Genomic DNA, 18,069 nt, shown 5'->3' on the forward strand with positions numbered 1-18,069 from the left:
GCACAGATGGATATTCGGCATGCACAACGACGTAAAGATATTGAGCGACATTACAGAGAAAATGATCCTGATAGCGCGAATGATACTGGTTGAGTCAGGGGCTCGGAATTAATCTAACAAAGTAGTAATAATGACGAGGAAAAAGATGCGCAGACACCTGAAGAGACGCTAGAACAAGCCTATTTGACCGTTCGGCAACAAGTCGAATCCGATTTACTTGAGCAGTTGATGGAAAGCCAGCCTAGCTTTCTTGAGCAAGTCGTCGTCGATCTCATCGTACAAATGGGCTATGGAGGCAGCAGAAAGGATGCCGGCGAAGCACTCGGCAAATCTGGAGACGAAGGCATCGATGGCATCATAAAAGAGGACCCTTTGGGCCTAGATGTCATTTACCTGCAGGCAAAGCGGTGGGAGACCACCGTCGGACGTCCTGAAATCCAAAAGTTCGCCGGGGCCCTTCAAGGACAGCGCGCCAGAAAGGGTATTTTTATCACAACATCCTGCTTCTCCAGTGAGGCCATCGAATACGTGGCAAGAATTGACATGAAGATCATCTTGATTGATGGCCCCCGGTTGGCAAAATTGATGTTTGATCACGGCATTGGCGTGGCCAAGGCATCGACATATGAAGTTAAACGCATCGATTCAGATTATTTCTCCAACTGATGAACGATGTCGACAAATACCACAAGTGGGTGGAGTGGAGTGACGAGGATCAAGTGTATATCGGGAAATGCCCTGATCTCATCACCGGAATACATGGTGACGACCCAGTCGCGCTCTATGCTGAGCTTTGCGAGGTCGTGCAGGATGTCGTGAATCATTTCAAAGCAGAGAATCGCGTACTCCCAGTGCCAAAGGTCCGCCCTATGAGCGAGGTTGCCTAAAATGAACCTTTCGACCGAGCCCCAAAGAGCAACATCGAGCAAACCGGTGACAGCAACTGTTTTTTGGCGCACCGCGCTTGCCGCCCTGCTTCTGGTCTCAGCCAGCGGCAACCTCAGCATGGCCTCAGAGATCGGCCCGGTCGAGGTGACACACGAGAACGGACTGGTGCGCCTAACCCAAGACGGCCCGAAGATCGAGATCGCGGCACAATTCGTTCAGCTGAGCGACACAGACGGCGAGCCCGCTGCCGGGGTCAATGCGGCCAATCGCCTCATCGAACAACAGGTGCTGAGTCAGATCGACGCATTTCGCGACGAGTACCAAGGCTTCCTCGCAGGCAACGACGGCGAGCATCTCGGTCCGCCCTGGGGGCTCTCGATCACCGGCGAACTGCTCTACCAAGGTCCAACCTTTTGGACTGTCGATCTCGAGACCTACCATTTCACTGGTGGCGCCCACGGCGGCACCGAGAACCAGGCCTTGATATTGAGCCGCCAGAGCGGTGAGCCGATACCGGTGTCCGCCATCTTCAAGCCAGACAGCAACTGGCTACAACGCCTTTCCGAGGCCAGCTACCAGGCGCTGATCCAGCGCGAGCCGTTCGAGCCTGATGACGAATGGCTGGTCAGTGGCACGGCACCTGAGCCTGATAATTATCAGGTGCTCCTGCCCATTGCAGAAGGCCTTGAGGTGGTCTTTGGCCTGTATCAGATCGGCCCCTATGCGATTGGCATTACGCGATTGTTGCTGCCTTACCCCGCGCTTAGCGGCCTACTCAACCCGGACCTCTTCCCGATCCAGGAGCCGTAATCTGATGACCAACGCCCATCAGACCAACAACCACAACACGGCAGGTCACGACGAACTACCGACCAACGAGCGCGACCCGATCCTGCGCTGGCTGCATCGGATCATGCGCCTCGCCGCCTATGTGCTCGCCATCGCGATGGTGTTCGTGATCCTGGTTGGCGTGATCAGCGTGCTCCACACCATCTTCCTCAATCTAATCCAGCCGCCGTACTTCCTGATTCCGGACATCATCAAGACCTTCGGCGCCTTCCTCGCGGTGCTGATCGCCTACGAGATCTTCTCGAACATCAGGCTCTACATCCGCTCTGATGTGTTCCCGATGAAGCTGGTGGTGGCGACCGCGATCATGGCCATCGCCCGAAAGATCATCATCCTCGATATGGCCGAGTACAGCGCGCTCGATCTGATCGGCATGGGGGTGATCGTCGTTGGCCTTGGTATCACCTACTGGCTGATCTCGCTGGCCGACCGCGCTGCCGAGGCCAAAGACCAACCGCCAGTCGCGGCTAGCTCACTCTTACCTGGCAGCAAGACCAAAGCGAACACCGACTGATCCAACGCGGACCTGGCTGACATCGCGCTCCAGAGCAAGCCCAATCAGCGGCGTCAGATCTCGCCACGGCTTCGACCAGGCCCGCGGAACCCTTTACCCAAAAGACCACCACCACGGAGTACCACCGCATGCTGAACTGGGATGATCCCCTCGCCAACGCCAACCCAGCGCCCGCAGCGCGCAAACGCCACCCTCTGCATGATCACGAGACTGCGTTCAAGGCTCAAGGTCTGTTCGATTCAGATGACGATGGCCAGACTGCTGACAGCGACCCGCAGCGAGACGACGACTTCGCACTGCCCAGCGCCGCGCCCGCCACAGCCTCAGCCGCGAGCTCCCCGGTTCGGCCCGGTCGAGGCATCGTCTCCAACGAGGCACTGATGGCTACCGCTGGCCAGGCCCCCATGGTCAACCCGAACCCCACGCCGATGCAGCCAGCGTTGCTCGACGACGAAACGGTGCGCGCGCAGCCAGCCGCGCCGGCGTTCGACCCCAATGCCGAAGGCGGCGCCACCGGCCTCGAGAGCCTGGAGATCGGCGCCGGGCGCATTCGCGTCGACGACAAGCGCATCATCAATTGCCACGCCGATCTCAACCAGCTCGTGCCCTTCAAGTACGACTGGGCCTGGCAAAAGTATCTCGATGCCTGCGCCAATCACTGGATGCCGCAAGAGATCAACATGAACGCCGACATCGCGCTCTGGAAGGACCCGAACGGCCTCACCGACGACGAGCGCACCATCATCAAGCGCAACCTCGGCTTCTTCTCCACCGCCGACTCGCTGGTCGCCAACAACCTGGTGCTCGCGGTCTACCGCCACATCACCAATCCCGAGTGCCGCCAGTACCTGCTGCGCCAGGCCTTCGAGGAGGCGCTGCACACCCACGCCTATCAATACGTGGTCGAGTCCCTGGGCCTGGACGAAGGCGAGATCTTCAACATGTACCGCGAGGTGCCCTCGGTCGCCCGCAAGGCCGAATGGGCGCTGCCCTACACCCAGTACCTGGCCGATCCGCACTTCCATACGGGCACGCAAGAGAACGATCAAAAGCTGCTGCGCGAAATGGTCGCCTTCTACATCATCTTCGAGGGCATCTTCTTCTACGTCGGCTTCGTGCAGGTGCTGAGCATGGGCCGGCGCAACAAGATGACCGGCACCGCCGAGCAGTTCCAGTACATCCTGCGCGATGAGTCGATGCACATGAACTTCGGCATCGACGTGATCAATCAGATCAAGATCGAGAACCCGCATCTGTGGACCGAGAGCTTCAAACAGGAGCTGATCACCATGATCCGAGACGCCGTACAGCTCGAGGCCGAGTATGCCCACGAGACCATGCCACGAGGGGTGCTGGGCCTCAACGCGCCGATGTTCGAGGAATACCTGCAGTTCATCGCCAACCGCCGCTGCGCGCAGATCGGCCTGCCGGAGCAATATCCAGGCGCCAGCAACCCTTTCCCTTGGATGTCAGAGGTGCTGGATCTGAAGAAGGAGAAGAACTTCTTCGAGACGCGCGTCACCGAGTATCAGACCGGTGGGGCGCTGAGCTGGGATTGACTTATTAACCGCAGATGACGCAGATTAAAAAGGGTCGAAACAGTGGCTTACCGAGAACACAAAGGCCACCGACCAGGTGAAGCAGAGATTGGCCGTAGTGGCTTAATGTCTCTGCGCTCATCTGCGTAATCTGCGGTTGAAATGCTCTTTTTGGGTCTAGCGGAGGTGCGCCTGGCTGCTTGGGCGGACTGATCCGAGGTCAGCCCAAAGCAGCTGCTCTGAGCAGATGATCAGCCAGGCCTACCTGATCGTAAGTTCAACTGTTTGGGTCCACGCGAGCAGCATCGAGGCGGATACCAATCGGGCCGCGCGGCATCCAAACCTCGACGACCTGGCCGTCGCGGCGCACCTGGACCGGCACCAGCTCACCACGCGCGCCGGCACTGGTTGCCGAGCGCAGATCGTTGAAGTCCAACACTAGCTCATCGCCGTAACGCTCGATTACATCACCCGGCATCAGGCCACTCTGGTCGCCAGCGGAGCCAGCGATCACTGAATCAACACTGACCCGATTGGTCTCACCGGTCTCGTAGAGGTAACGGTCGTAGGCCTCAACGTCGAGTTCATCCCGCAGCGAGACGCGCTCGGCGTTCAGCGCTCGGATCTCTTCTCGATAGCGGTCGGTACCGAGCCAGCCCTCACGAAGGGCCTGATCGCGCAGCTCCAGCCGATCCAGCTCGGCCTGGGAGCGACGCCAGAGGATCTCATCGGCGGCGCCAGCAGCCACACCGGCGCGGACGAGGGCATCACGCTGCTCCTGCGGTGTGCGCGGCCGCGCGGCGTCGGCCCGACCACCCGTTGCGCCATCATCTGCTGCGGGCACTGGGCGGCGCTCCAGGCTCACGACGCGCTGCTGCAGCGCGACCAGCTCGGCTTGCATCCGGCCCCAGCCCTGCGAGAGCTCTTCCAATCGCGCCAGCAGGATTCGTTGCTCTTCCACCTGAGCCTGTTCTTGCACTGGCTCTTGCTCAGCAACCTGAGCCTCCTCGTCAGCGGCGACGGCGACTTTGTCGCTGGACAGCGCCAGCGCGGAACCGACGGCATCCGAGGGGTCCGGGTCCGCCACAGGGGTTGTGATCTCAGCCCCAGCCGGTTCGTTCTCGGTCTCCTGATCGGCCAGCTCGCCAGAAAAGACCCAAGCACCGGTGGCCAGGCCGATCGAGAAGGTGAGCGTCGGAGCAATGGTCGCTCTGAGCAGGTGTCGCTTGATCATCAGCAGCTCTCTCGCAGTTCAATATCGACAGCGCCGAGGGATAGGCGCTGCGCCACGGCACCTTAGTTGCCAATCGTCACCAAGCGTTCCAGCTGGCGGCAAGCTCACGGTGGACACTCAACGCCAGTTAGTCAGCCAGCGAGACGATCGAGGAGGACCTCGAGCACCCGCGCCGTCTCTTCATAGCGCACCGGCGATACCGCAAGCATCTCGTCCGCACGCTGCACGAAGGTGTCCGGCACCAGCTCATCGGCGCAGTGGCTGCAGAGTGTACGCAAGCTGGTCGGCGTCATCTCCAAATGAAACTGCAGGCCAAGGATGCGTCCGTCGACGAGAAAACCTTGCTGTGCGCAGGCGTCACTCTCGGCCAGGTGCAGCGCCCCGGACGGCAATGCAAAGGTATCGCCATGCCAATGCAAAACCTGTTGCTCGGCGAGGAGGTCTTGGCAGAAGGGGTGCGCACGCGCCGCCTCGGTCAGTCGAATCGGAAACCAGCCGATCTCTTTCTGAGGATTTCGACTCACCGGCGCACCGAGCGCCTCAGCGATCAGTTGCGCCCCGAGACAGACGCCAACCAGCGAGCGACCGGCATCGATCGCCGAGCGAATCAGTGCCTTCTCCGCGCGCAGCCAAGGATAGCGATCCTCATCGCCAACACCCATCGGCCCGCCCATCACCACCAAGCGATCAAAGACGTCGAGCTCAGGCAGCGCATCACCAGCGAACAGATGGCTGAAGGCGATGGGATGACCACGGCTCTCGGCCCAGTCGGCGATCTGGGCCGGGCCTTCGAAGGGCACATGCATCAAGCAGTGAATCTTCATCAGATCTAGCCTCTCTAGTGAGTCCGCTCTGGGCGAGTCAGCCAACGCCCTCTCGACGGGATCGAGTTAGTCCAGGGACAGCCAGGTCAGCCCCTGCAGCCGCTTGACAGCAGCCGCGATGAGACTGCCTTGCTGAGACAATCGCTAGGCCGCCAAGGCTTGCTCCAAATCGGCGATGATGTCATCGATATGCTCAATGCCAATCGACAGCCGCACCAGATCCTCGCTGACCCCGGCACCGGCCAACTCCTCGGGCGAGAGCTGCCGATGGGTGGTGGTGGCCGGATGGCACGCCAGGGTCTTGGCATCGCCGATGTTGACCAGCCGCACCGCGAGCTTGAGCGCATCGATGAAGCGCGCACCGCCCTCGCGGCCCCCTTTGATCCCGAAAGAGAGGATCGAGCTAGCCTTGGCGCCGTCCATGTATTGCTGCACCAGCGGATAATCCGGGCTATCCGGCAGCCCGGCGTAGCGCACCCATTCGACCTTGGCGTGACCCTTGAGATACTCGGCGACCGCGATCGCGTTCTCGCAATGGCGATCCATGCGCACCGGCAGGGTCTCGATGCCCTGCAGGATCAAGAAGCTGTTAAACGGCGAGATGGCGGCGCCCATGTTGCGCAGCGGCACCACGCGGGCACGACCGATGTAGGCCGCCGGCCCCAGCGCCTCGGTATAGACCACGCCGTGGTAGGAGACATCCGGCTCATTCAGCATCGGGAAGCGCTCGGCGTGCTCAGCCCAGGGGAAGGTGCCGGAGTCGACCAGCACGCCGCCGATGGTGGTGCCATGGCCGCCCATGTACTTGGTCAGCGCATGCACGACGATGTCGGCGCCATGCTCGAACGGCCGGCACAGGTAAGGACTTGGCACCGTGTTATCGCAGATGACCGGCACACCTTGCGCATGTGCCATGTCCGCGATCGCCTTGAGATCAGCGACATTGCCAGCCGGGTTGCCGATCGACTCGCAGAACACGGCCTTGGTCTTGGCGTCGATCTTCGCCGCCATCGTCTCGATGTCATTCGGCTTGACCAGCCGCACCTCGATGCCGAGCCGCGGCAGCGTGTGTGCGAACAGGTTATAGGTGCCGCCATAGAGGGTCGAGCTGGCGATGATGTTGTCACCGGCCTGCGCCAGGGTGAAGATTGAATTCGTGACGGCCGCCATGCCAGAAGCCAACGCGAGCGCACCGACTCCGCCTTCCAGCGCCGCGACGCGCTTCTCCAGCACATCACTGGTCGGGTTCATAATGCGCGTGTAGATATTGCCTGGCACCTTCAGATCGAACAGATCAGCCCCGTGCTGCGTATCGTCGAACGCGTAGCTGGTGGTCTGATAGATCGGCGTTGCCACCGCCTTGGTGGTCGGGTCTGGCTCAAAGCCGGCGTGGATAGCGAGTGTCTCGAGCTTCATCGTCTTCTCCTCGGGTGCAGAGCGGCTGCAGCCTTGTTTCTGGTATTTATGGTGTTTCTGATGCAAAGGGCGCGCGGGGTGGATAGCATAGCGGAACGCGCTGGAAATCCCACAAGAGCATAACGCCAGCGCTTACGCCAACCACTGGAGGACAGAATGGTCGAGATCAAGCACAAAGAGACAGGCGAACTATTGGCCAGCATCGAAGGCGATTCGCTGGTCGGAGCGGATCTGCGCGATATGCGCTTGAACGGCGCCGATCTGCAAGGAATGGACCTGACCGATGCCAACCTTGAGTTTAGCGACCTGGTTGGGGCCAATCTGCAGGGCGCCACACTGACCGGTGCCAATCTACTCAGCGCCCATCTGAACGACGCCAACCTAAGCTCGGCGAATCTAGCCCGGGTCCGCGCCGGTACCGAGCGCCCGGCCAACATCGCCGTGCTCTCTGGCGCCGACCTGACCGATGCGAACCTAGAAGGCGCCGATCTGCGCAAGGCCGAGATCCGCTTCGCCAAGCTGGAACGAGCGCGATTGACCGGTGCGGACATGCGCGGTGCCGACTTTTGCCACAGCAATCTCAGTCAAGTAGCCGCGACTCGCGCACTGTTCATCCAGGCCAACCTACGCGAAACTGACCTCTCGTCGGCTGATCTGCGGGATAGCCATCTCAACGATGCCAATCTAGTACAGGCCAATCTTGTGCAGGCTGACCTGACCAGCAGCGAAGCCAATGGCTTTACGGTGCTCAACCTCGCCAACCTAGAGGGTGCCAACCTGACTGACGCACGACTGCGCAATGTCTCGGCGCAAGACGCCAACTTCCGCAACGCCAACCTGACCGGTGTCGACTTGGCCAACGCTGTACTCGGCGGCGCTATCTTGCGCGGGGCAATCGTCACAGGCGCCGATTTCCAGGGCGTGCAGTTGGCCAGCGTGACCATGGAGTTCGCCAACTTCTCGACCGCGAGAAATGCCAAAATCCCGAGCTACAAAAAGAACTTGCGCTAATCGATCTGCGCTGATCAAGCCATCACCACTCGAAGCAACCTCAGGCGAGTCGACAACCAGGCCTCGATCGCCGCGACCTCGCCCCCATGTTAACGCCAACCGAAAACCCTTTGTCACCAACCCGAGCTGAACCAGCCTCCGCCGCGTTGCGGGCAAGTCAGCCAAGATGGAATCTTGAGGAATGCCGTACTTCGTCTACAAGATCACGCCAAACATGCTCTTGACCCATATTGAGACCCAAGAGCACTATCAAGACGCCCGAGCCACGGTGCGTAACCTACGTGCAGAGCGCGCCGAAGGCGACGATGCTGACTATCGGATGATCTTCGCCAAGCACCAACTCGAGGCCGAGAAACTGCTCTCCAAACCGAAAGATAATCGCGTCATCGGCGAGGACTGAGTCCGCAGCAAGGGCCGCTCAAGACTGTCGCGACTCCTCTTCGGCCCAAAGAAACTGCAGCACCTTGCGCACGTAGTTCTGCGTCTCTGGATAGGGCGGAATCTGGTTACCGTAGCGCTTGACCGCGCCCTCGCCGGCGTTGTAGCCCGCTAGCGCAAGCCGGATATCGTTATCAAACAGATCCAGCAAGAAGCGAAGATAGGCTGCGCCGCCTTCGATGTTCTGGGCCGGGTCCCAGATCTCGGTGACCCGAAATCGCTCTGCTGTACCCGGCATCAGCTGCATCAGCCCACAGGCCCCAGCGTGCGAGAGCGCGTTCGGCTTGTAGGCTGACTCTGTGCGGATCACCGCATGCAAGAGTTCAGGTACCAGCCCGTGGCGCCGAGCAGCGCTTTCAATGAGCGGCTGAAAGCGCGTCCGACGCACCCACATCGATCCGCTTACAGGAGCAACCGGCCGCCTCTCGTAGACCTCGGCAACCGCAGCCTCAGCCTCTGAGCGCGCCTTGAGTCTGGCGTTCACCTCTGCTTGCTTGCGCCGGATCGACTCCGACTGCTCTCGGTTCTGGGCCGCAAGCCGCGTCGCGGTCCGCTTCCACTCAAGCTTGAGGCCCGTGCTCGTCAAGGGCTCATCAGAGAAGAAGACGTTGCCATGTTGGTCGATGTACTTGAAGACATCTGCGCTGACAGGGTTCGTCGCCAGTACGAGGACCAGACTGCTCGCGACCAGCCCAGCAGCCGAGCACCAACGCCGAACGCCGCCAACACATGCCTTGGCTGACAAGCTGGGCCTAGCCTTGGCCACCATCGCCTTTACCTCCAGCCCTGTCGACAGCCTCTTGAGAAAGCGCAAAAACCGGTTCGAGACAGCGAATTGGGTCATTCGAGCACGCATCAGATTTCTTCAGTTCAAACGGATGCTTAACCATTATCGTTGATGTAGTTTAGAGCACGGCCCACGGACGTCAACCAATCGCCAATCGGCTATTGCTTTTATCCCACCCCCGCCTATACTCGAACTGCACAACAACATGATCGTTTTCTAGGGGGAACACTCGTGAACCGACGGATCTTTCTCGGCGCGGCCTTGGCCGTGGCGTCAGCGCCCACCTTTGCCCGCCGCAACCTTGACACGCCTCGCATTCTCTCCTTCCATCATCTCCATACCGACGAACGCCTGACACTGACCTACCGCAAGGGCGATCACTATCAACGCAGCTCGTTAGCACGACTCAACGACTTCTTACGAGACTTCCGCACCGGCGACATCGCCACCATCGATCCGCAGCTGTTCGACCTGCTGTACGACATCAAGCAGTCGCTCGGCCACACCGACGCCGTCTTCGAGATCGTCAGCGGCTACCGCTCTCCAAAGACCAACGCGATGCTCAGCAGAACCTCAAGCGGGGTCGCAAAACGCAGCTTGCACATGAGCGGCAAAGCCATCGATATCCGCGTCAGCGATATGCCAACACGCAGCATCCGCGACGCAGCCCTGCGGCTGAGCCGAGGTGGCGTCGGCTATTACTCGCGCTCCAATTTCGTCCATCTCGACACGGGAACGGTCAGGCAGTGGGGGGCCTAGACCGGTCTTGGCATCGATATCGGGTCAACGCCCTAACTCTCATGGCACGGCGGCACCCTAGAACCTGAATCGCGCGTGAAATTCACGTTAACCGACGCGCTTCAAATGTTCGCCGAGCCCGCCTTCCGTTCTGCTCTCAAACGCAGACGCGGGGCGGGCTCTTCAGCGGTCCCCTGCCGACGCCGACAGCTTGATCACTCGCTGCTCGTCAACCATTCGCGGCACGCGCGTCGATGAAGGCCAAGGCCCGATCGATGCGGCGCAAGGTCGCTGCCTTGCCGACCAACTGTAAGGTGATGTCGATCCCGGGCGATGCGGCACGACCGACGATGGCCACCCGCAGCGGCTGGGCTACCTTCCCCATATTCAGCTCAAGCGCCTCGGAAACCCGCTCGATCACGCGGTGCAGCGTCTCCGGCTCCCAATCCTCGAGCGCCAGCATATCCAGCTCGGCGCGCAGCCGCTCGAGCGCCGGCCGCGCGACTGGCCGCAAATGCTTCTTTGCGGCGGTCTCCTCGTAGTCGTCGAAATCCTGATAGCAGAAGGCGCTGATGCGCGCCAACTCAGTCAGCGTCTTGGCTCGCGCAGCCTGCGCCTCGACCACGGCCACCAGGTCCGGCCCCTCTGATGGATCAATCCCGATCTCGCCCATGTGCGGACTCAGTAGCCGCGCGATACGCAGTGGATCAGCGTGCTGGATGTAGTGCTGATTGAGCCAGTCGAGCTTATCGACGTTGAAGGCCGAGGCGGCGGTATTGACATCGGCGATATCGAACAACGAGATCATCTCATCGAGTGAAAAGACCTCCTGATCCCCATGCGACCAGCCCAGGCGGATCAGATAGTTGAGCAGCGCCTCGGGCAGATAGCCAGCGTCCCGATAAGCGACCACGCTGACCGCCCCATGGCGCTTCGACAGTCGCTTGCCGTCCGGCCCTAGGATCATCGGCACATGCGCATACTTGGGCGGCTCGTGGCCCAGCGCCTTGAGGATGTTGATCTGGCGCGGGGTATTGGTCAGATGGTCATCTCCGCGGATGACGTGGCTGATCTCCATCTCGGCATCGTCGACGACCACGGTCAGGTTATAGGTCGGCGAACCGTCGCTGCGGCGGATGATCAGATCATCCAGCTCGGCATTGGCGAAGGGCACCCGACCGCGGATCAGATCCTCGACGATCACCGCGCCATCGACCGGGTTCTTGAAGCGCACCACATGTGGCTGCTCGGGATCGATCTGGCGACCACGGCAATGACCGTCGTAGCGCGGCTTCACCTTGGCCGCCATCTGCTTGTCGCGCAGGCGCTCGAGCCGCTCCTTCGGACAGTCGCAGCGGTACGCGAGGCCTTTGTCGAGCAGCTCATCGATGATCGTTTGATAGCGCTCGAAGCGTTCGGTCTGAAAGAATGGCCCCTCGTCGTAATCGAGGCCGAGCCAGGTCATGCCTTCCATGATCGCGTTCACGGACTCCGCCGTGGAGCGCTCAAGGTCGGTATCTTCGATCCTGAGCACGAATTGCCCCCCATGCCGGCGCGCGAACAGATAACTGAACAGCGCTGTGCGGGCTCCGCCCACATGCAGGTAGCCAGTCGGAGATGGGGCAAAACGGGTACGAACGGTCATCGCGCTGCTCTCAGGTCTGTTGCAACATGCCAAGGTCGGCGATGATAGCAGAGGCGCTGCCCCCAGTTTCCCACTTGCTTGGCGGTCCGCCGACCGTCACTTGCTAGAAGCCGCCAGCCTAAAGTGCTAAGCCCGCAAGTCGAGCAAGCGCGAGGCGCTGGTCTGACACGCGCGATAACACGCTCGAATAACACCCACGAACAACTTGGACCCGAGGAGACTTCATGAAAGCCAGTCGCCCCATCGCCATCGGCATCGCCGTGCTGGGACTCATCCTGCTGATCGCCGGTCCGCTCATCCCGGGTGGCGAGCGGTTGGTGCGCAACGCACCCATCGGCAGCGGCCATATCACCGATCTCGCACGCGCCGATGACGGCTCCATCCTGGCCGGCACCCAAGACGGTGAGCTCTGGCGTTACGCCAGCGACCTCTGGACCCGCGTTAACGTGAATCTCGGCGGTCATCCGGTCACCGCGCTCTCAGCAGACCTCTCCGGCGACGCCTCGAAGGGCCCGATCGGCACGGGCGGCGGCCTCTACAATGTCCCAGCGGGCATGCCAGCGCTGCCGGTGCGGGTACGCGACGAGATCCTAGCCGGCGGCCGGCTCTTGGTCGGAACCGGCAATGGGCTCTATGTGCAGGGCGATGGCCAATGGCTGCAGGCGCTCGAAGGCACCAGTATCTACCGGCTCGAAACCCAGCAGGTAGGCGATGAGCTGTGGCTGCACCTCGGCAGCGTCGGTGATGGCGTCTTCAGTGCCAAGGCCGCTGACCCGCTCAGCTGGCAGCCCAACCGGGAGGAGCTGCCCGAGGGCATCAACATCTTCAGCTTCGTCATCACCGACGGCGGTCGGCTGATCGCCGGCAGTGACCAGGGTCTGTACTGGCAGGAAGCGCCACTGCAGCCCTGGCAGCGGCTGAAGGTCGGCCTCGAGAACAGCCGCATGCTCTCGCTCTACCTCGAGCCTGCCAAGTCCAAGCAGGCTGAGCGGCTCTGGATCGGCAGCGACGATGGCCTCTTACGCGTCGAGATCGATGAGTCAGGCGACGCCCTCGAGGCTAAGGCCTTTGCCGAGCTGATCCAGGCGCCACCAGACCATGTGCAGTATGGGGTGAGCTGGATCGTGCCCTTCGGTGACGGTGTCATGCTAAGCGCCGGCTCGGTCTATCAGTTTGGTCCGATGGGGCTGAAGGGCTGGTACTGGATCTCGCTCGCCGGCCTGATACTGTTGATCCTTGGCGGCTTGCTGATACCAAGCTGCCATACGATCGATGACGAGGCGCCCCATACCTCTTAGGCTGAAATCCTCTTAGGCTGAAATCCTCTTAGGCTGAAACCATTGAACGACCCTCTACCATGAAGCTCTTTATCATCCTGCTTGGCAGCGCGCTCGTCGTTGGCTTCATCGCCATGCTGGTCTTCGTCTACGTGATCCAAAATGTCGAGAAGCCCGACTACCAGGTTGTCGTTCAAGATGGCGATTTCGAGCTGCGCGACTACCCACCGCTCGTCGTCGCCGAGGTCAGCGGCAGCGGCAGCCGCCAACAGAGCCTGAGCAGCGGCTTCGGCCCACTCGCCCGCTACATCTTCGCCAAGGAGCGGGGCGGCGAGCGGATCGCGATGACCGCGCCGGTGCAACAACGCGCGCTCGCCGCTGACGAGAAGATCGCGATGACGGCGCCGGTGACCCAAACTCCTACGAACGACGGCAACTGGAGCGTCCAGTTCATCATGCCGGCCGAATTCGGGTTGGAGGATCTGCCGCCCCCCGGCAACGACCAGGTTCGTCTAGACAAAATACCCGCGCGAAGCGTTGCCGCCGTGCGCTTCAGCGGCAGGACCAATGATCAGGCCATCGCCGAGCAGCAAGCGCGGCTCGAGGCCTGGATGGCCGAACGCGGGCTCGAGTCGCGCGGCGAGCCGATCTATGCGTACTACAATGATCCCTTCACCCCGGGTCCGCTGCGTCGCAATGAAGTCCTGTTCGAGGTCTCATCCCAGCAACCTTGAGCCAGCACAGCGCAGCGCAGCAGCGACGGATTGCTGCGCTGGCGATATCGGCCCTGCGCCTGATGAGCCCCGGTCACGATCAACCCGGTCACGATCAACCCGGTCACGATCAACCCTCGCGTTGGAGAACGATTGCCAATGAAGTCTTTAACCCACCTCGAGCGTCTCGAGGCGGAGAGCATCCACATCATGCGCGAGGTCGCGGCCGAGGCCGAGAAGCCGGTGATGCTGTACTCGGTCGGCAAGGATTCCGCGGCCATGCTGCACGTCGCCAGAAAGGCGTTCTATCCGTCGCCGCCGCCGTTTCCGCTGCTTCACGTGGATACGACCTGGAAGTTCCAGGCCATGTACGCGCTGCGCGAGCGCGCCGCCCGCGAGGCCGGCATGGAACTGCTGGTGCATCAGAACCCCGAGGCCAAGGCGCGCGGCATCAACCCGTTCGACCACGGCAGCCTACACACGGACATGTGGAAGACCGAGGGCCTGAAGCAGGCACTTGATCATTACGGTTTTGACGCCGCCTTCGGCGGCGCAAGGCGCGACGAGGAGAAGAGCCGCGCCAAGGAGCGCATCTTCTCGTTCCGCTCCGCCAACCACCGCTGGGACCCGAAGAACCAGCGCCCCGAGCTCTGGCGTCTCTACAACACCCGCAAGAATCAAGGCGAGAGCATCCGCGTCTTTCCGATGTCGAACTGGACCGAGCTCGACATCTGGCAGTACATCCATGTCGAGGGCATCGAGATCGTCCCGCTCTACTTCAGCGCGCCGCGCCCGACCGTGGAGCGTGATGGCTTGCTGCTGATGATCGACGATGAGCGTTTCCGGTTCCGCGATGGCGAGCAGGTCGAGGAGCGCTGGATTCGCTTCCGCACCCTCGGCTGCTATCCGCTCACCGGCGCCGTCGAGAGCCGCGCCCAGACCCTGCCCGAGGTCATCCAAGAGATGCTGCTCACCACCACCTCCGAGCGCCAAGGCCGCGCCATCGACCATGATCAGTCGGCCAGCATGGAGAAGAAGAAGCAAGAGGGTTACTTCTGATGAGCGCACCAATCGAGCCCGTCTACCGCACCGAGGCGCTGATCGCCGAGGACATCGACGCCTACCTGGAGCAGCATCAGCACAAGACCATGCTGCGCTTCATCACCTGCGGCAGCGTCGATGACGGCAAGTCGACCCTGATCGGGCGCCTGCTCTACGACAGCAAGATGATCTTCGAGGATCAGCTCGCCTCGCTCGAGGCCGACTCCAAGCGCGTCGGCACCCAAGGCGAGGCAATCGATTTTGCCCTGCTGGTCGACGGTCTCGCCGCCGAGCGCGAGCAGGGCATCACCATCGATGTCGCCTATCGTTTCTTCGCCACCGAGGCGCGCAAGTTCATCGTCGCCGACACCCCGGGTCATGAGCAGTACACGCGCAACATGGTCACCGGCGCCTCCACCGCGCAGCTGGCGGTGATCCTGATCGATGCGCGCAAAGGGATACTGATCCAGACCCGGCGCCATAGCTACTTGGCCAAGCTGGTCGGCATCCGCCATGTGTTGCTGGCGATCAACAAGATGGATCTGGTCGACTACAAGCAGTCAGTATTCGATGAGATCGTTGCCGACTATCGCGCCTTCGCCCAACAGATCGGCATCGAGGACTTCGTCGCGGTGCCGGTCTCGGGCCTGATGGGCGATAACATCATCACCCTCAGCGAGGCCACGCCTTGGTATCGGGGGCCAACCCTGCTGCATCACTTGGAGACGGTCGAGATCGATGAGCAGGTTCTCGCGGCGCAGCCGTTGCGGATGCCGGTGCAATGGGTCAATCGACCGAACCTGGATTTCCGCGGCTTCTCCGGCCAGATCGTCAGCGGCACGGTGCGCCCTGGCGATGCCGTGAAGGTCCAGCCCGGCGCTCAAGGCTCTACCATCGCCCGCGTCGTCACCCTGGATGGCGATCTCGAGGCCGCGCACGCCGGGCAATCGGTAACGCTGACGCTCAACGACGAGATCGACTGCTCGCGTGGACAGGTCATCGCCGCCGCCGAGCATCCGGTCGAGGTCGCTGATCAGTTCGAGGTCACCCTGGTCTGGATGGCCGAGGAGCCGATGCTGCCCGGCCGCGCCTACCTGATGAAGATCGGCACCAACCTGCTCAGCGCGACCGTGACCAGCCAGAAGTATCAGATCAACATCAACAGCCTCGCCCACGAGCCGGGCAAGACGCTGGAGCTAAATGGCATCGGCGTGTGCAACATCGCCACCGATCGCGCGATCCCGTTCGAGGCCTACGAGCAGACGCCTGATCTTGGCGGCTTCATCCTCATCGACCGCTTCACCCATCACACCATCGGCGCCGGGATGATCCACTTCGCGCTGCGCCGCAGCCACAACCTGCCCTGGCAGCATCTCGAGGTGGACCGCGCTGCCCATGCGGCGATGAAGCAGCAACAGCCTCGGCTGCTCTGGCTCACCGGCCTACCGGCGGCGGGAAAATCGACTATCGCCAACCTGGTCGAGAAGAAGCTGCATGCCCTCGGCCGCCATACCTTCCTGCTCGACGGCCGCAACGTCCGCCATGGCCTGAGCCAGGATCTCGGTTTCACCAAGGCCGATCGGGTCGAGAACATCCGCCGCGTCGGCGCCGTCGCCCGGCTGATGACCGACGCCGGACTCATCGTCATCTGCGCCTTCATCTCGCCGTTCCGCAGCGAGCGCGATCAGGTACGCCAGCTGATGCCCGAGGGCGAGTTCATCGAGGTCTTCATCGATACGCCGCTCTCGGTCGCCGAGGCGCGTGATCCGGAAGGGCTCTATCAGCGTGCCCGTGCTGGTGAGCTGAAGAACCTAACCGGCTTTGACAGTCCCTATGAGCCGCCGGAGCATCCGGAGCTGCATATTGACACGACAGCGCTATCGGCTGAAGAGGCCGCTGATCAGATTGTCGCGCGCTGCCTAATCTAAGGCCGATGTGGACTCAACGGTGATCGAAAATCAGGTTCGCCATCGCGCAATCAAAGCGCTTGAGGTAGCCAATGAAATACAAAGTGTCTCTGCGAAGAACTGACGAGGGCTTTAGCGTTTCCTGCCCAGGTCTACCTGGCTGCTGGTCTCAAGGGAAAACAGAGCAAGAAGCCTTAGAAAACATCGCAGACGCGATCACCGACTACATCGCAGTCTCAGCGGATTTAGCTGCAACGGAAGAGGCCTCGGGCGTCTTGCCAAACAAGTCAGCGACCGACAGCCTCAGGCCCGGCAACATGGGCTCAGCGGTGAGCGTATCACCCGCGCCGCGCAACTCTAGCTCCGTGGGACTGCGATAGCAGCTCACCCGTCGGCTGCGCGGGTCCAAGATCCAGACCAGCTCGACCCCAATACTGAAGTAGTCATCCAGCAGCTTGGCGGTGATCTCGGTCCAACGATCGTTCGGCGAGATGATCTCGACGACCAGCTCCGGCGCAACATCCAAGTATCCACTCGGCGATGCCCGAGCGAGGCGATCATGCGAGACGAAGGCGAGGTCAGCACCGCGCAACGTATCAGGATCGCGCCGGATGATGACACCAATCTCGCCTGCCAGCACGACGCCGACTGGGTTAGCGTCAACGTACTGCTGGAGCTTGCTGGTCATCCGGGCTTCGATGGAGGCGTGCGGCCAGCCGGTTGGCAGCATCGGAAAAAACCTCCCGTCGATGAGCTCCCCAAGGCTGTCGCCCACAGCATCAGGTAGCTCCTCGATGGTGAGAAGACGATGCGATTCCGGCTGGTAAGCGGTTGCGATAGACATCGGCATGGATGATGAGGACAAGATTGCTCATGCATTGAAGGTCAATATTAGCCCGCCCTGTTTATCCATGCCATCTTGGACTACCTTGGGCACTTTGGTCCACGTGCGGCGGAATCTTAAGAGTTCAACGCCCTATTTTTCCTTTGTCAGTCTGAAACACCTACCGCAGCCGCTAGCTCGGTTGATACTTGCAGACGGCGGCCTGCGCGTCATCCCGAAATTGATCCCTCAATGACAACCTGTAACCGTTCACGGGGCTGAAACCTGCCATCGCCTCACCTCCAGCGGCTTCAGCCCAGGCTGTGGAAACCCCGACATCCGTGCTCAGGAGCGCAGCCCAGGCGAAGGACGTGTTGATGATGAACCCGAGTTGGGATCTCTTCGAGCGGCTGGCATCGCGGAGTC

Annotated in this window: 19 protein-coding genes and 1 pseudogene; 12 read left to right on the forward strand and 8 right to left on the reverse strand. The window is 61.3% G+C overall.

Annotated elements, in window-relative coordinates:
• Positions 1-183: 183 nt before the first annotated feature.
• Entirely contained in the window at positions 184-666 is a 483-nt protein-coding gene (locus CKO42_RS23850) for a restriction endonuclease (RefSeq protein WP_200250400.1), read from the forward strand.
• Here the strand turns inward: CKO42_RS23850 and CKO42_RS23855 are convergent.
• Positions 651-1,007 (reverse strand): hypothetical protein, encoded by a 357-nt coding sequence (locus tag CKO42_RS23855; protein WP_200250402.1) that lies wholly within the window; start codon positions 1,005-1,007, stop codon positions 651-653. The two genes, CKO42_RS23850 and CKO42_RS23855, sit on opposite strands and share 16 nt — an antisense overlap.
• On the opposite strand from CKO42_RS23855, the gene CKO42_RS23860 reads away from it, so the two are divergent.
• The 3 genes from CKO42_RS23860 to CKO42_RS23870 all read left to right on the forward strand — a co-directional run bounded on the left by CKO42_RS23860 (position 1,006) and on the right by CKO42_RS23870 (position 3,810).
• Entirely contained in the window at positions 1,006-1,698 is a 693-nt protein-coding gene (locus tag CKO42_RS23860; RefSeq protein ID WP_200250424.1) for a DUF3298 and DUF4163 domain-containing protein, read from the forward strand. The two genes, CKO42_RS23855 and CKO42_RS23860, sit on opposite strands and share 2 nt — an antisense overlap.
• A 4-nt stretch (positions 1,699-1,702) precedes the next feature.
• Positions 1,703-2,251, forward strand: coding sequence for a phosphate-starvation-inducible PsiE family protein (locus CKO42_RS23865; RefSeq protein WP_200250428.1), 549 nt, complete (start codon positions 1,703-1,705; stop codon positions 2,249-2,251).
• A gap of 380 nt (positions 2,252-2,631) precedes the next feature.
• Positions 2,632-3,810, forward strand: coding sequence for a ribonucleotide-diphosphate reductase subunit beta (locus CKO42_RS23870; protein WP_200250481.1), 1,179 nt, complete (start codon positions 2,632-2,634; stop codon positions 3,808-3,810).
• A gap of 256 nt (positions 3,811-4,066) precedes the next feature.
• Here the strand turns inward: CKO42_RS23870 and CKO42_RS23875 are convergent, their stop codons facing one another.
• The 3 genes from CKO42_RS23875 to CKO42_RS23885 all read right to left on the reverse strand — a co-directional run bounded on the left by CKO42_RS23875 (position 4,067) and on the right by CKO42_RS23885 (position 7,263).
• On the reverse strand, positions 4,067-5,023 hold the full coding sequence (locus CKO42_RS23875; RefSeq protein ID WP_200250431.1) for a PDZ domain-containing protein: 957 nt from the start codon (positions 5,021-5,023) through the stop codon (positions 4,067-4,069).
• Between the two features lie 131 nt (positions 5,024-5,154).
• Entirely contained in the window at positions 5,155-5,847 is a 693-nt protein-coding gene (locus CKO42_RS23880; RefSeq protein ID WP_200250435.1) for a type 1 glutamine amidotransferase, read from the reverse strand.
• A 144-nt stretch (positions 5,848-5,991) separates the two neighbouring features.
• A complete protein-coding gene (locus CKO42_RS23885) occupies positions 5,992-7,263 on the reverse strand; it encodes an O-acetylhomoserine aminocarboxypropyltransferase/cysteine synthase family protein (protein ID WP_200250446.1) in 1,272 nt (423 codons plus the stop codon).
• Positions 7,264-7,419: 156 nt separating this feature from the next.
• On the opposite strand from CKO42_RS23885, the gene CKO42_RS23890 reads away from it, so the two are divergent.
• Both CKO42_RS23890 and CKO42_RS23895 read left to right on the forward strand, forming a co-directional pair.
• The gene (locus CKO42_RS23890; protein WP_200250448.1) at positions 7,420-8,274 is read left to right on the forward strand and encodes a pentapeptide repeat-containing protein; all 855 of its coding nucleotides are present in this window, start codon (positions 7,420-7,422) and stop codon (positions 8,272-8,274) included.
• Between the two features lie 181 nt (positions 8,275-8,455).
• Positions 8,456-8,674 (forward strand): hypothetical protein, encoded by a 219-nt coding sequence (locus CKO42_RS23895; protein ID WP_200250450.1) that lies wholly within the window; start codon positions 8,456-8,458, stop codon positions 8,672-8,674.
• Positions 8,675-8,692: 18 nt separating this feature from the next.
• On the opposite strand, the gene CKO42_RS23900 is transcribed toward CKO42_RS23895, so the two are convergent.
• On the reverse strand, positions 8,693-9,457 hold the full coding sequence (locus CKO42_RS23900; protein WP_242479659.1) for a transglycosylase SLT domain-containing protein: 765 nt from the start codon (positions 9,455-9,457) through the stop codon (positions 8,693-8,695).
• A gap of 273 nt (positions 9,458-9,730) precedes the next feature.
• On the opposite strand from CKO42_RS23900, the gene mepK reads away from it, so the two are divergent.
• Positions 9,731-10,258, forward strand: coding sequence for a peptidoglycan L,D-endopeptidase MepK (mepK, locus tag CKO42_RS23905; protein ID WP_200250453.1), 528 nt, complete (start codon positions 9,731-9,733; stop codon positions 10,256-10,258).
• 208 nt (positions 10,259-10,466) lie between these two features.
• Here the strand turns inward: mepK and gltX are convergent, their stop codons facing one another.
• On the reverse strand, positions 10,467-11,882 hold the full coding sequence (gene gltX, locus CKO42_RS23910) for a glutamate--tRNA ligase (RefSeq protein ID WP_200250455.1): 1,416 nt from the start codon (positions 11,880-11,882) through the stop codon (positions 10,467-10,469).
• Positions 11,883-12,106: 224 nt separating this feature from the next.
• Here gltX and CKO42_RS23915 point away from each other — a divergent pair, with 224 nt between their 5' ends.
• The 5 genes and pseudogenes from CKO42_RS23915 to CKO42_RS27655 form a co-directional block, all read left to right on the forward strand.
• The gene (locus CKO42_RS23915) at positions 12,107-13,180 is read left to right on the forward strand and encodes a ligand-binding sensor domain-containing protein (protein ID WP_200250457.1); all 1,074 of its coding nucleotides are present in this window, start codon (positions 12,107-12,109) and stop codon (positions 13,178-13,180) included.
• Between the two features lie 59 nt (positions 13,181-13,239).
• Complete coding sequence (locus CKO42_RS23920; RefSeq protein WP_200250459.1) at positions 13,240-13,893, forward strand: SOUL family heme-binding protein; 654 nt, start codon at positions 13,240-13,242, stop codon at positions 13,891-13,893.
• A gap of 138 nt (positions 13,894-14,031) precedes the next feature.
• Positions 14,032-14,931, forward strand: a complete 900-nt coding sequence (gene cysD, locus CKO42_RS23925; RefSeq protein WP_338034993.1) for a sulfate adenylyltransferase subunit CysD — start codon at positions 14,032-14,034, stop codon at positions 14,929-14,931.
• Entirely contained in the window at positions 14,931-16,841 is a 1,911-nt protein-coding gene (gene cysN, locus CKO42_RS23930) for a sulfate adenylyltransferase subunit CysN (protein WP_200250477.1), read from the forward strand. The genes cysD and cysN overlap by 1 nt, the downstream gene beginning before the upstream one ends.
• Positions 16,842-16,912: 71 nt before the next feature.
• Positions 16,913-17,029 (forward strand): annotated as a pseudogene (locus CKO42_RS27655) (type II toxin-antitoxin system HicB family antitoxin); the annotation flags it as partial.
• Between the two features lie 14 nt (positions 17,030-17,043).
• On the opposite strand, the gene CKO42_RS27660 reads toward CKO42_RS27655, so the two are convergent.
• Both CKO42_RS27660 and CKO42_RS26975 read right to left on the reverse strand, forming a co-directional pair.
• Positions 17,044-17,664, reverse strand: coding sequence for a Uma2 family endonuclease (locus tag CKO42_RS27660; RefSeq protein WP_242479660.1), 621 nt, complete (start codon positions 17,662-17,664; stop codon positions 17,044-17,046).
• 172 nt (positions 17,665-17,836) lie between these two features.
• Positions 17,837-18,069, reverse strand: a 233-nt coding sequence (locus CKO42_RS26975; RefSeq protein ID WP_207148815.1) for a hypothetical protein, incomplete at its 5' end; no start/stop codon positions are given.

The sequence above is a fragment of the Lamprobacter modestohalophilus genome (assembly GCF_016583905.1).
Taxonomy (GTDB): domain Bacteria; phylum Pseudomonadota; class Gammaproteobacteria; order Chromatiales; family Chromatiaceae; genus Lamprobacter; species Lamprobacter modestohalophilus.

Coding starts and splice junctions, on each gene's coding strand:
- CKO42_RS23860 (WP_200250424.1), top strand. CDS start 1,006: ATGGCCTCAGAGATCGGCCCGGTCGAGGTGACACACGAGAACGGACTG.
- CKO42_RS23855 (WP_200250402.1), bottom strand. CDS start 1,007: ATGCTGAGGTTGCCGCTGGCTGAGACCAGAAGCAGGGCGGCAAGCGCG.
- CKO42_RS23865 (WP_200250428.1), top strand. CDS start 1,703: ATGACCAACGCCCATCAGACCAACAACCACAACACGGCAGGTCACGAC.
- CKO42_RS23870 (WP_200250481.1), top strand. CDS start 2,632: ATGGCTACCGCTGGCCAGGCCCCCATGGTCAACCCGAACCCCACGCCG.
- CKO42_RS23875 (WP_200250431.1), bottom strand. CDS start 5,023: ATGATCAAGCGACACCTGCTCAGAGCGACCATTGCTCCGACGCTCACC.
- CKO42_RS23880 (WP_200250435.1), bottom strand. CDS start 5,847: ATGAAGATTCACTGCTTGATGCATGTGCCCTTCGAAGGCCCGGCCCAG.
- CKO42_RS23885 (WP_200250446.1), bottom strand. CDS start 7,263: ATGAAGCTCGAGACACTCGCTATCCACGCCGGCTTTGAGCCAGACCCG.
- CKO42_RS23890 (WP_200250448.1), top strand. CDS start 7,420: ATGGTCGAGATCAAGCACAAAGAGACAGGCGAACTATTGGCCAGCATC.
- CKO42_RS23895 (WP_200250450.1), top strand. CDS start 8,456: ATGCCGTACTTCGTCTACAAGATCACGCCAAACATGCTCTTGACCCAT.
- gltX (WP_200250455.1), bottom strand. CDS start 11,882: ATGACCGTTCGTACCCGTTTTGCCCCATCTCCGACTGGCTACCTGCAT.
- CKO42_RS23915 (WP_200250457.1), top strand. CDS start 12,107: ATGAAAGCCAGTCGCCCCATCGCCATCGGCATCGCCGTGCTGGGACTC.
- CKO42_RS23920 (WP_200250459.1), top strand. CDS start 13,240: ATGAAGCTCTTTATCATCCTGCTTGGCAGCGCGCTCGTCGTTGGCTTC.
- cysD (WP_338034993.1), top strand. CDS start 14,032: ATGAAGTCTTTAACCCACCTCGAGCGTCTCGAGGCGGAGAGCATCCAC.
- cysN (WP_200250477.1), top strand. CDS start 14,931: ATGAGCGCACCAATCGAGCCCGTCTACCGCACCGAGGCGCTGATCGCC.
- CKO42_RS27660 (WP_242479660.1), bottom strand. CDS start 17,664: ATGTCTATCGCAACCGCTTACCAGCCGGAATCGCATCGTCTTCTCACC.